At 65.7% G+C, this 10,858-nt stretch carries 14 protein-coding genes; 7 read left to right on the forward strand and 7 right to left on the reverse strand.

The window, feature by feature from the left end; genetic code table 11:
* Positions 1 to 26: 26 nt before the first annotated feature.
* The 3 genes from ACFYU9_RS09100 to ACFYU9_RS09110 form a co-directional block, all read right to left on the reverse strand.
* Positions 27 to 1,382: an FtsK/SpoIIIE domain-containing protein gene (locus ACFYU9_RS09100; RefSeq protein WP_389343814.1), complete on the reverse strand. Its 1,356-nt coding sequence runs from the start codon at positions 1,380 to 1,382 to the stop codon at positions 27 to 29.
* 3 nt (positions 1,383 to 1,385) lie between these two features.
* Entirely contained in the window at positions 1,386 to 1,730 is a 345-nt protein-coding gene (locus ACFYU9_RS09105) for a hypothetical protein (RefSeq protein WP_284579341.1), read from the reverse strand.
* 138 nt (positions 1,731 to 1,868) lie between these two features.
* On the reverse strand, positions 1,869 to 2,606 hold the full coding sequence (locus ACFYU9_RS09110) for a GntR family transcriptional regulator (RefSeq protein ID WP_389344146.1): 738 nt from the start codon (positions 2,604 to 2,606) through the stop codon (positions 1,869 to 1,871).
* Between the two features lie 60 nt (positions 2,607 to 2,666).
* On the opposite strand from ACFYU9_RS09110, the gene ACFYU9_RS09115 reads away from it, so the two are divergent.
* The 4 genes from ACFYU9_RS09115 to ACFYU9_RS09130 all read left to right on the forward strand — a co-directional run bounded on the left by ACFYU9_RS09115 (position 2,667) and on the right by ACFYU9_RS09130 (position 7,214).
* Complete coding sequence (locus tag ACFYU9_RS09115; protein ID WP_389343817.1) at positions 2,667 to 3,128, forward strand: NUDIX hydrolase; 462 nt, start codon at positions 2,667 to 2,669, stop codon at positions 3,126 to 3,128.
* 74 nt (positions 3,129 to 3,202) lie between these two features.
* Positions 3,203 to 3,331, forward strand: coding sequence for a hypothetical protein (locus tag ACFYU9_RS09120; protein WP_389343820.1), 129 nt, complete (start codon positions 3,203 to 3,205; stop codon positions 3,329 to 3,331).
* A gap of 637 nt (positions 3,332 to 3,968) precedes the next feature.
* Positions 3,969 to 5,405, forward strand: coding sequence for a hypothetical protein (locus ACFYU9_RS09125; RefSeq protein ID WP_389343823.1), 1,437 nt, complete (start codon positions 3,969 to 3,971; stop codon positions 5,403 to 5,405).
* A gap of 210 nt (positions 5,406 to 5,615) precedes the next feature.
* Complete coding sequence (locus ACFYU9_RS09130; protein WP_389343826.1) at positions 5,616 to 7,214, forward strand: restriction endonuclease; 1,599 nt, start codon at positions 5,616 to 5,618, stop codon at positions 7,212 to 7,214.
* A gap of 201 nt (positions 7,215 to 7,415) precedes the next feature.
* On the opposite strand, the gene ACFYU9_RS09135 is transcribed toward ACFYU9_RS09130, so the two are convergent.
* The 4 genes from ACFYU9_RS09135 to ACFYU9_RS09150 form a co-directional block, all read right to left on the reverse strand.
* The gene (locus tag ACFYU9_RS09135; protein WP_389343829.1) at positions 7,416 to 7,763 is read right to left on the reverse strand and encodes a hypothetical protein; all 348 of its coding nucleotides are present in this window, start codon (positions 7,761 to 7,763) and stop codon (positions 7,416 to 7,418) included.
* Positions 7,760 to 8,467 (reverse strand): GntR family transcriptional regulator, encoded by a 708-nt coding sequence (locus ACFYU9_RS09140; protein WP_389343832.1) that lies wholly within the window; start codon positions 8,465 to 8,467, stop codon positions 7,760 to 7,762. Before ACFYU9_RS09140 ends, ACFYU9_RS09135 begins: the two co-directional genes overlap by 4 nt.
* Positions 8,424 to 8,687 carry a hypothetical protein gene (locus tag ACFYU9_RS09145; protein WP_389343834.1) on the reverse strand — a complete coding sequence of 88 codons (264 nt, stop codon included), beginning with the start codon at positions 8,685 to 8,687 and terminating at the stop codon, positions 8,424 to 8,426. Before ACFYU9_RS09145 ends, ACFYU9_RS09140 begins: the two co-directional genes overlap by 44 nt.
* A gap of 271 nt (positions 8,688 to 8,958) precedes the next feature.
* Complete coding sequence (locus ACFYU9_RS09150) at positions 8,959 to 9,237, reverse strand: hypothetical protein (protein ID WP_389343837.1); 279 nt, start codon at positions 9,235 to 9,237, stop codon at positions 8,959 to 8,961.
* A 79-nt stretch (positions 9,238 to 9,316) separates the two neighbouring features.
* On the opposite strand from ACFYU9_RS09150, the gene ACFYU9_RS09155 reads away from it, so the two are divergent.
* From ACFYU9_RS09155 to ACFYU9_RS09165, 3 genes are all read left to right on the forward strand, one after another.
* Complete coding sequence (locus tag ACFYU9_RS09155; protein ID WP_389343840.1) at positions 9,317 to 10,075, forward strand: GntR family transcriptional regulator; 759 nt, start codon at positions 9,317 to 9,319, stop codon at positions 10,073 to 10,075.
* A 12-nt stretch (positions 10,076 to 10,087) separates the two neighbouring features.
* Entirely contained in the window at positions 10,088 to 10,336 is a 249-nt protein-coding gene (locus ACFYU9_RS09160) for a hypothetical protein (protein ID WP_389343843.1), read from the forward strand.
* A 92-nt stretch (positions 10,337 to 10,428) separates the two neighbouring features.
* Positions 10,429 to 10,773, forward strand: coding sequence for a hypothetical protein (locus ACFYU9_RS09165; protein ID WP_389343846.1), 345 nt, complete (start codon positions 10,429 to 10,431; stop codon positions 10,771 to 10,773).
* The last annotated feature ends 85 nt before the right edge of the window (positions 10,774 to 10,858 follow it).

Genomic DNA, 10,858 nt, shown 5'->3' on the forward strand with positions numbered 1-10,858 from the left:
TCACGCCGACCGTGGAGCGAGGGGACTCAGGCGATCGCGGGAGCCGTGACGGTCGACGGCGCCGCGGTTTTACCCAGAGGCGGCAGCACGGGCCGGAAGGCGTCCAGCGCGGGGATCTCCGGGGTGCGGTGGGCGTGGGAGTTCGCGATGTTCACGGCTCGCCGGAGCGTGAGGTGGGGAGTGCGGATGCGGACCCAGCCACCGGAGGAGTCGCCGGCGACGGCGGTGCCGGGGCGGTCTGTGCGGATCTGGATCGTGGCGAGCACGGCGTCCGGGGCGATGTCGCCGAAGGCCATGTTGGCGCTGGTCTCGTCGTTGACGCGGTGTGCGGTGCGGCCGGTGAGCTGGGCTCGGAGCATGGTGATGCCCTTGCCGAGCTCCGAGCCGAAGCGCTGCCCGCAGATCTCCAGGTAGATGCCGGCGGCGCGGCCGAGCTGGGAGAGCCGGACCAGGGCAGTGATGATCCGGTCGCGCCGCTTCTCTTGCTCCTTCGTGGCGTAGAGGGCGAGTTCGGCGACCTCATCGACAAGGAGCACGATCGGGGTCGGTCGCAGGTGGTCGGGCAGGTCCCAGATGTCGGAGGTGATCTCCGCGTCCGGCAGATCCGCGCTCAACCTCTGCTCGCGGCGGATCAGTTGATAGACCTCCTCCATGTGCTCGACGAGCGCGTCGAGGAGGTCGGCGGCGGCGTCGGGGTTGTCGGCCAGGGCGGTGAACCGCCGGGCGAGCGGAGCGAGTTCAACGCCCTGCTTGCAGTCGATCCCGACCAGAGCGACATCCAGCGCGGCGAGCGCGGCGACGAGGTTGCGTTGATAGACGGACTTGCCGGACTGGGTGGCACCGATGTTCAGCGCGTGCGGGGTCTGGCGGTAGTCGCGGAAGTAGACCTCTCCGTCCTCCCGCATGGCGACCGGTACCCGCATCACCCCGCCACGGGCAGCCGCCGGCATCTGCACCCGCTTGAGGACGTCGTAGCCGGTCATCCGCAGTTCCACCACACCCGAGCGGATCTCCCGGGCCGTGACGTTCTGCATGACGAACGAGTGCCGAAGCCGGTCCGAGGCGGCCGAGAAGTCGAACGCGTCCTGACCGGGCCGCAACTTCACCCGCAGGACCAGTCCCGTACGCGTCGGCCGCAGCCGCAGGATCCGGGGCGCCCGCGACTCCGGCATGGGCCGGCCGGTCATCCGGGCCAGCGCCAGGCGCCAGCGCGAGGGCGGGACGGTCAGCCCACATGCGTCCATGACCGACGAGTACCGGGCGAGGATCCGCACCACCGCGAAGACGACGCCGAAGCTCATCCAGTACCAGGCCGGACGCTGCCACCGCAGAAGCAGGGCGACCGTGGCGACCAGCGCGAGGGTGACCGTTAAAGCGGTCATGGGTCAGCCGACCTTCGCGGCGGCGAGCGAGGTGACGGCGACGGCGCGGAAGCTGATGCCGTGGCGCTTCTGACCGTTGAACTCGTTCTCCCACGGCCGGGCGACGACGCCGGTCAGGGCGACCGGGGTGCCCATCGCGAGCTCCTCGGAGATGCCGGTCTTGGGCACGGTCAGGTTCAGGATTTCGGCGTTGCCGTCCATGACGAACATGACGTCGACCGTCATCAGCGGGGCGCCGGTGTCGCGGTCGGTGGCGATCTCGCCGGTCTGGCGGTTCGCGATCTTCGGGGCCGGAGGCTGGGCCACCATCACCATCGCGGCGGACGTGTCGACGGGGATCTGACGCACAGTGGATCACTCCTCTATAGAGGCTTAGCTCCTTCACTCCTGTATAGGAGTGACATGAAGAAGAGTGCACCACTCCTGTACATGAGTCAACCCGCCACGAAAAGAAACCGCAGCGGGTTGAGGGAAGTTGAGCGAGCGTCAGTCGGTCGCGGGGATCCGGTACTGGAAGACGAACTGGTCAGCAGCCATGAGCGTGTCGCAGACCTCCACGACCCGCCCCTTCTTCGTGACGGCATCCCGCAGCAGGTGGATGACGGGCGCCCCAGGGCTCAGCGCTAGCTCGGATGCCTCCGCCTTAGCGGCCGGCCGAGCCTGAAGCGTCTCCACGAACTCGGCGAAGGAGTGGCCGTGGTCTTCGAGCCGGGCGTAGATGCCACCAGGGCCCGGGTTCTCGGCGAACAGCTCGGGGATGTCCTTCACCACGTCCCACGGCAGGTACGACGAGGCGGTCTCGACGGGCGTCCCGTTCCGGAAGTACAGCCGACGCCGCGCGAGCACCTGAGTCCCCGCGTCGACACCGAGCCGTACGGCGATGTCCGCCGGCGCCTCCATTGGCCCGATGTAGAGGACGCTCACCTTGGCCGTGGCTCCGGACTGCGCGGACTCCGCGAGGTAGGCAGCCTTGCCGCCGCGGCGATGCGAGGCCCGGAAGCGGTCGGAGGAGCGGAGCCGTACGGGAGGCCGATCCTTCACGATCGAGCCCTTGCCGTGCCGGGTCTCGACGAGCCCACTGGCCCGTACCTCCACCATGGCCTTACGGATCGTCCCGCCGGCGACCCCGTACCGCTCAACGAGCTCAGACTCACTGGGCACCATGTCGCCGGCCTTCAGTGCGCCGGACCGGATCTGCTGGACGATGTCGTCCGCGATCTGCACGTACCGAGGTACGGCCTTGCCGGCTCCTGCTGGAGTTCCCACAGTCCTACCCACTCTCCTATGCTCCTGTACATGAGTAACGGGAGCGCGGGAACAAAGTCAACGCCACTCCACTCGGTGTCCGTGGCCGGAGCGGTAGTGCGCGAAGACGGGCGCCTCCTGGCGATCCGCCGAGCGGACAACGGCACGTGGGAGCTCCCGGGCGGAGTCCTCGAACTCACCGAGGCACCAGAAGCGGGCGTAGCCCGCGAGGTCCTGGAGGAGACAGGCATCCACGTGGACGTGGACGAGCTGACCGGCGTCTACAAGAACACGACGCGAGGCATCGTCGCCCTGGTCTTCCGCTGCAAGCCGTCCGGCGGCACCGAGCGGCTCTCGGAGGAGTCGACCGCGGTCGACTGGCTGACGCCGGCCGAGGTCGAGGAGCGGATGGCAGAGGTCTACGCGATCCGGCTCCTGGACGCACTCGACGGAAACGGCCCCCACGTCCGAAGCCACGACGGCCGCCAGCTGATCGGATGACTCGCGAGGAAGCGATTCCTCTCGTCGAGCGCCTGATGAACGCAGAGGCGTCTGAGGAAGAGTCGTCCGAGATCATGGCCACCCTCCAACGGGGCCTGGCTTGCCCGCACGTCAGCGACTACATCTTCTGGGACTTCGATCCGGAACTGACCGCCGAGAAGATCGTCGACAGGGCCCTGGCCTACAAGCCGATCGCCCTCTGAGGGCAGCGCGGTAAGACTTTCTCTACTTCATCAAGGCACCCGCCGCGCACGGCGCGGCGCGCGCGGCCCGTCGCCCGGGCCTGCGCTCCTGTCTGCGCCCCGCTCCAGCCCGGCCGCCGACCGCACGCCTACGGCTCAGGTTTGATGGGTTGCGCCGCAGCGCCGTTCAGGCACGGCAACCGCCACATGGCATGCGTGGCCGGGAGCGCCGCCGACTGCGGCCAAGATGGGCGCCCCAAAGACGGCCAGCGGCGGAGGAGGGGTTGCCTCTTGCGCATGGCCAGCCGACCACCGGGCCTGAGTAGGGCCAGGCGCCGTACCCCCGCCGTCACGGATGACGGGTGCGTGAGGCGAACACACCACCGGGAATGGGCGTGTGGGGAGCAGCTGCTGCCGCGATGTGGCGCCGGCCGGTGTGGTCGCTCCGCGTCGGTACCGGCCTCATTGTGGCTGATGAGCGTGTCGTCCAGTCGTCTCCCAGCAGGCCAAGAGGCAGAGGCTTCGCCGCAGTACTGCCCCCTGATCGTGCTCGCCTCCAGCTCGAACAGGACACCAGCCAAAGCAGCTCCGCCATGCCCGCCTTCTGCGTATCCTCTCAGCAAGATCGCGCGTGCATGGCCAGGGCAGGGGGAACAACGTGACTGTCAAGATTCCAACCCGGTTCGAACACATCTTGGGTGATGACCGGTTCAGTTCGACGCCATTGATCGTCCGCGTCCCGGATGACATGAAGCAGTTTGAGATTCTCCGCCGCACCACGGAAATCCAGGGTGGCGGAGTCCTTTCTTTTTTGAGTGGCGCAAGCGGTTGCGGCAAGACGACATCCGTTTGGTCGGCCTCAATCAACCTGTCGGATCGCTTCGAGCAGGTCATCGCCGTGCCAGCGACTGTCCCACTCCGCGAAGTAAGCGAATGGCTCACGACCAACACTCCACCAAGAACAAAGAAGTCGCTGCTTGTGCTAATGGATGGCCGAGAGGCATCGGATGACACAGTCGGCCTACGCCAGTTCATGGCCTCACTGAATCAATTCCTCCGCGAGCGCGCCGACATCATTGTGTGCTGGCCCACGACAAGCGAAGAATGGAAGGGGGAGCTTATTGAAATGGCCAGGACTGTCGGCGGGAGTTCACTGACGCCGGCGAGTGCAGACGTTACCATTTCGGGCCCGCCAAAGAGCGCCTGGCATGATGTCCTGGAACGACTGTTCATTCAGCTTGACCAGCGCCTCGAAGACCTAGGGATGAGCGAAAAATACATCGCCGAGGCGGTCGAATCGAACGAAGCAGTCGGTGACTTCCTCGGTTCCGTCCGTGATGGCATTGCCAATCGCGTCGACATGGTACAGATCGCCCAGGACCTACCTGAGATCCTCTTCGTAGTAACCTCAACCAGTGCCGTGGTGGGCGAAGCGAATCGCCTTCGCCGGGCCGGGACCATGATCCTCAAGGCTGAAGAGCTCGTCGGATACTCGCCCCGGTCAGAAGCTGGCAAATGGTGGCAGGAGCGGAATAACTCTCCACAGCACCACTTGGCCTACGTCATTTCACTCTTCCGGGCAAAACTGACCACCATGACCCCAAGTTCCGTGGTGTATTCAATCTCCGAATATGGACCGGAAGACATGAGGGATGCAATCCGAGAAAAGGGGATGACTAAAAGCACGACAAACGCGGACACTACCTTCCGGAGTACAGACTTCTGTAAATTCATCAGCGGATCGGGGATGAATGAACTTACGTCAACAACAAAGGGGAAGACGTCGGATTCCGTCTTGGCGTCTTTCTCGTACATTCAAGGCTCTTCGGCGCGGCGTCATAAGGTGATTAATCAGTCAATCTGCGCCCTGGCGGAGAAGAATGTCCCAGAATTCGCGGCCAGCTCTGGCCGATTCGAGGTGGATCTGGGCGATCAGGACACCTATGCTGACGCCGTAATCCTTCTCGGTGATCGAGAATTGAATCTAGAATTCCATCACTTGAGTGATGCTCACTGCAAAGCGGCTTCGATCGCGGCGTACATCATGAAGAAGTTGCGCGTTTACTCGAATCACTACAACATCACCCCGCGATAGATTAACGCACCAGCTCAACGCTGAATGTCACGATGGGCTTGACTTCTTTTCTGCTTCCGGCTCGTGGGGCATGTAGCTGCGGGGGAGCTGTCTGGAAGCACTCCCACTGTGGGGGTGCCACGCCAACGTGAGAGCAAGTCTCCGGGGCGTGATTCTGCGAGGTGAGCGGGGAATGTCGTTCTGGGGATCAAGCCAGGGGAGGGCTATCAGGTGGTGCAGCGGGGTAGCAGCCGAGGCAACGACTATCAGCGGCAGCAGCAGGCTTTGCTGCGGGCGCAGGAGCAACAGGATCGCAAGGCGGAGCGGGCGCGCAAGGCTGCTGAGGCTGCCAGCAAACGGAAGGAGCGTGAGCGGAAGGTCGCGTACCAGGAGCAGCAGGCAGAGCAGGCGAGAGTGCAGACAGTTGGTGTCGAGCACGAGGTTGAGCAACTCGGGCAGTTGCTTCGTAATGCTCTGGTAGGTGACCCGCCCACAACCTTCGAACGCCGGCGAAGGGCCCACACGCCGACAGCGTTAGATGAACGTTCTTGGTCTCGTGCGGAGCCTTCACCGCGCTGGGAGGATTTCGCACCCCCAGAGCCCAGCGGCCTTGCTGCCGTCCTGGGCCTTGGCAGGAGGCGACACGAGACAGAAGTCGCTGAGGCTCGCAAGCGATTCGACGAAGCGCAGGAGCGGCACACGCAAGCAGAGGAGAAGCGCCGGGAGACGCTGGAGAAGAAGCGCGCGGAGCACCGCCGGGCCGAGGAGCGTGCCGCTGAGGATGTCGCTGCCTTCAACAACCAGTTGGACGAGGAGCGTGAGGCGTACCGTGCCGGTGATCCTGCGGCAGTGGAAGATCACGTGGGGGCCGTCCTTGACGCATCGACATACCCGATGGGATTTCCGCGCGAGCATCGGATCGCCTTTCGCCCCGCTACGGGCGACGTCCTCGTCGAAATTCAACTGCCGCCGGAGTCGATCGTTCCCGCCGCACGCGAGTACAGGTACGTAAAGAGTCGAGACGAAATGACTGTGGTGCCTCGTCCGGAGAAGGAACGCAAGGAGATCTACTCGTCCGTCCTGGCACAGGTCGCTCTGAGGACGGTCTACGAGATCCTGGCCAGCGATCCGGACCGAGTAGTCAACGGCGTCACCCTAAACGGTCACGTCAAGACCATCGACCGAGCTACTGGGCAGGAAGTTTCACCTTGTCTGGTCACCCTCAGTGCCAGCAGGGAACAGTTCGGGAAGCTGCGCCTTAGCCAGGTTGACCCGGCCGCTTGCCTCAAGGGCCTGAATGCGCTGGTATCACCCAATCCCTACGACCTCGAACCGATCCGGCCCATCATCGAGTTCGATCTGTCTAAGTACCGCCTCATGGACAGCATGGACGTGGTAGCAGATCTCGACAGCAGGCCCGTACTGGTCAAGCTGACCCCGACCGAATTCGAGCACCTCATCCGCCAACTCTTCGAAGCGATCGGCATGGAGGCGTGGAACACCCAGCCTTCGAAGGATGAGGGCGTTGATGCGGTAGCGGTGAGTAAGGACCCAGTCTTCAACGGCGAGTGCATCATCCAGGCCAAGCGCTACGGCAAGCTCGTCGGTGTCGAGGCTGTCCAGGCGCTGGCTGGCGTCGTGGAGCACAAGCGTGCCGCCAAGGGCATCCTCATCACTACCTCTTGGTTTGGTAGGGCCAGCCACGACTTCGCCCGCCAGCACGGCCGGCTCCAACTCATCGAAGGGCCGGAGCTCAAGTACCTGATCAAGGAGCATCTCGGGAAGGACGTAATCCCGGGGCCTGTTCCACCCAAGCGTCCGCCACGCTGAGGACCTGGCTGCAGGGACCAGGATGATCGCGGCGGGGGCATTGAGGTCTCGCGCGGCCTATTTGCGGGTGGCGGGAGCGTCACCGAGGCCTCGCAGGCCCCTGAACAGTAACAATGTGCAGAATTCACGCGGCCTCCGGAGCCGTGTGCGCGAAGCCCCGGGCGTTGGCCCGGGGCTTCGTGTCGTTGTGGCGCGTGGCTGTTAGCCGAAGGCGCCTGCCGGCAGGTGGGGGACCTCGTTGCAGTCTCCGTGGTCGGAGGTGCCCGGCGTCGGGAGGCGGTGGCCGCGGCTTGAGGCTACGCGGAGTGCGTCTCGCAGGGCGCCGGCGAGGTCTGACGCCACGAGACGGAGTTCTTCCGGGGCCGACGACTCGTCGGCGAGTACCTCTCGGGCGTGCTCCAGGAGCTCGGCGGCGATGTCGAGTTGGGCGGCTTCGGCGCGGTCGGCCAGACGGGACAAGGGGCCGCCGGTGCCGTCGGTGCTCAGGAAGCAGGGCTTGCCATCGGGGCCCGACCATGGGAGGAGCCGGAGCTCGTTGTGGGGCGTCATCCTTCGGCCCTTCTGCCTTCGGGCGTGTGGTGGGTGGTGAAGACGGCTTCCGCGCGGTCGCCGGGGAGGGCCAGGAGCGCGGCCTCGACGACGCGGCCGGCGGTGTCGGTCGCTACGCGGGTGATCGCCAGAACGGCGAGGGTCGGGCTGATTCGGAGGGTTGCTGCTTCTACCGGGGTGGGGAGGCGAGCGCAGAGTCTCTCCTCGACCTCGGCCAGTGGCGTCGCCACGGTTGTGGGCCAGGTCGACTCGTCGGGTACGACAGCCGGCGCCAGATCGCGGGGGATGTAGACGCGGGACAGGCTGTGCGGCGAGGTTCCGTCGTGACTCAGGCACTGGAATTCGGTGAGGGGACTGCCAGCCGGCACCCGCAGCAAGACGGACAGGTGGCCGCGCGCCCGGATTTTGGTGGTGCGGACGCTGATCTGCAAGCCCGGAGTCGGCAGTGTCGGGCCGCCGCCGAGGTACGTGATCCTGCGAAGAGGGGGACGGACGAAGTTGCCCTTGCCGTGGACCTTTTCGACGAGGCCTTCGGCCTGGAGGAGCGCGAGGGCGCTCCGTAGGGTCGGCGTGCTGACCGTGTAGCAGGCGGCGAGTTGGGCTTCGGAGGGGAGGCGGTCGCCGGGTTTGATGCGCCCGGTTGAGATTTTGGCCCTGAGGTCATCGGCGATGACGTGACGGCGAGAAGCCACGGAGCTGATCACCAACTCTCTGCATCCGTAGGGCGATGAGCCGGGTTCGGGAGTGCATGGTCAGCAGTTCGCCCGATTCGAAGAGGAGACGCTTCGCCCCGCCGGGCAGCTGAATGAGGTCGGCCACGCGGCACGGCTGGCCGCCGATCTGGATGACGTCGCCCCGCTGGACGTTGGCCGAGGTGATTTCGACGTTGGAGGCCAGCGCGCCGCTCGGCGCCCAGCTCCTCATGGGGTCGCCTCCTTCGGCGCTTCCCGGTCGGCCGTCGGGTGGCAGGGGCAGTCACACGCCTCGTAGATCACGGGGACGCCGACCGGCGCCAGGGAGGGTGAGGACTGCGCGCACTCGTGGTGCGTGCCGATCCGACACGAGCTCGATCGGTAGGGGGTGGCTTGCGTGGGCATCAGTTGACCTCCTGCGACACGAAGTGCGGCGGCCTTAAGGGGCGCACTCTGGTGCGTCCGACTGCGTGGCGGATACGGTTCAACACGCTGATCAGCTCCTATCGCTGATGGCCAGGTCCCCGGACATCGCCCGTCGCGGGGACCGTTCTGCGTACGGCGGCCCATAAGGTGCGGCCGTTCAAGCTGCTGGCCTGGAGCCCGAATCGGTCGGCCTCCGCCACCACTTCCAAGGCCTCCCGCCATGTCTCGGCGGGGAGCGATTCCGGCACCTCCGCTTCGATCGACGTGTGACGGGCCTGCTCCTCCACGCGCGTGGTGAGTCCGAGGGCGGACAGCCGGGCGGCGATGTCCTCTGCGCTTGCTGCCGAAGCGGGCACAGGAGAGCCTCCGTCGCCAGGGGATCACGTTGCGTGAAGCTAGTTAACTAGATTAGAGCTAGTGGACTAGATTTTCCATATGCCTGAGCAGCAGCCGCCGTATCTCCGCATCGCTGACGAACTCCGGCGGAGGATCGCGGAGCACGAGTGGGAGCCCGGAGACCGTCTTCCCTCGCGTGCCCAGATCGGACAGGAGTGCGGCGTCGGCGAGAACGTCATCCGTCGGGCGCAGGAGCTGCTGATCTCCCAAGGGGTCCTGGAGGGGCGGGCGGGATCCGGAACATACGTCGCGGAGCCCCGTCAGCGTGTGCGTGTGGTTCGCTCGTCAGCGCGTGAGCAGGGCGGCGGTTCGCCGTTCCGGGCCGACATGAAGGCCTTGGGTAAGCAGGGGGACTGGGAGAGCCGGACCGAGGCCAAGGTTCCGGCGCCGGCGGAGATCGCCGGACGGCTCGGTATCGGTGACGGCGAGCTGTGCGTCCGGACCGTGTACGAGTTCCTTGCCGACGGTCGGCCTGTGCAGTTGTCGACAAGCTGGGAGCCGTACGACCTCACCGGCGGGACCCTTGTCGTCCTTCCCGAGGGCGGGCCGCACGCCGGGGCCGGCGTCGCGAACCGGATGGCTCAGATCGGCATCACCGTCAGCCATGCCGTCGAGCAGCCAGAGCCGCGGCAGGCGACCGCCGAAGAGGCGTCACTGCTCGGGATCCAGAAGGCCGCTCTCGTCACCCACATCCGGCGGACGTACTACAGCGACCAGGGGCAGCCCGTCGAGACGGCGGACATCGTCGTCCCCGCCGCCCTGTGCGAGATCGTCTACGAGATTCCGATCAACCGTTAGCGGGGGGGCGACATGCACAAGGAGCGGCACGACGAGCGTCTGTCGGACGACGAGCTGAAGCTCTTCATCCAGTACCTGCACCGGTTCGCGAACCACGACGTGGACATCTTTCTGAACCTGGAGGTCGGGGACCCCGAGTTCCCCGTCTACGTCATGTTCGGCAGGGACTATCCCCCGATCGGGGAGGCCTCGGACTATCACCGGCCGTTCGCAGGCCGCCGACAGCCGACATCCACAACTGACATCGATGACGGGGGATGACGGCAGTCCGGCACGGTTTGCCACGGCAGCCGCGAGCAGTGGCCCACCCCCGCCAGCGGCCGACTGTCAGTGCCCGGTGGGAGGGTGCCGCCATGCAGGACACACTCTTTGACTTGCCGGAGACACCTCCGGAGCATGCCGTGACGGCACACTTCCAGCTGGGTGGCGACGATCTCGGTGAACCCGATCAGTGGTCACTGGCCTTTGAGGCCGAGCGGCTCATCGGGGTCGTGGTCGCGGCTGCGGGTGTTGGTGAGGTCGACGGCAATGAGTTCGGTGGGGGCGAGGTGGTCATCTTCGCCTATGGGCCTGACGCACACGCTCTGTACCAGGTGATGGAGTCAGGCTTGCGTGCGCTTCCGTTTCGGCCGGCGCACGTCGTGCTCCGCTACGGGGAGCCTGCTGACGATGTCGTGAGCGAGCGGGTTGACCTCTGAGCATGCGTGCCAGATGCGTGCCAGAACGAACGGTCAGCCACGGTCACTGGAGGATAGCGACGGCGTCCACTGCTTGTGACAGCCG

Source organism: Streptomyces sp. NPDC004327, assembly GCF_042873935.1.
Lineage (GTDB): Bacteria > Actinomycetota > Actinomycetes > Streptomycetales > Streptomycetaceae > Streptomyces.

Bases quoted from the DNA above. Each gene is read 5' to 3' on its own strand.
- ACFYU9_RS09100 (WP_389343814.1), bottom strand. From the start codon at position 1,382: ATGACCGCTTTAACGGTCACCCTCGCGCTGGTCGCCACGGTCGCCCTG.
- ACFYU9_RS09115 (WP_389343817.1), top strand. From the start codon at position 2,667: ATGCTCCTGTACATGAGTAACGGGAGCGCGGGAACAAAGTCAACGCCA.
- ACFYU9_RS09120 (WP_389343820.1), top strand. From the start codon at position 3,203: ATGGCCACCCTCCAACGGGGCCTGGCTTGCCCGCACGTCAGCGACTAC.
- ACFYU9_RS09135 (WP_389343829.1), bottom strand. From the start codon at position 7,763: ATGACGCCCCACAACGAGCTCCGGCTCCTCCCATGGTCGGGCCCCGAT.
- ACFYU9_RS09145 (WP_389343834.1), bottom strand. From the start codon at position 8,687: ATGAGGAGCTGGGCGCCGAGCGGCGCGCTGGCCTCCAACGTCGAAATC.
- ACFYU9_RS09155 (WP_389343840.1), top strand. From the start codon at position 9,317: ATGCCTGAGCAGCAGCCGCCGTATCTCCGCATCGCTGACGAACTCCGG.
- ACFYU9_RS09160 (WP_389343843.1), top strand. From the start codon at position 10,088: ATGCACAAGGAGCGGCACGACGAGCGTCTGTCGGACGACGAGCTGAAG.
- ACFYU9_RS09165 (WP_389343846.1), top strand. From the start codon at position 10,429: ATGCAGGACACACTCTTTGACTTGCCGGAGACACCTCCGGAGCATGCC.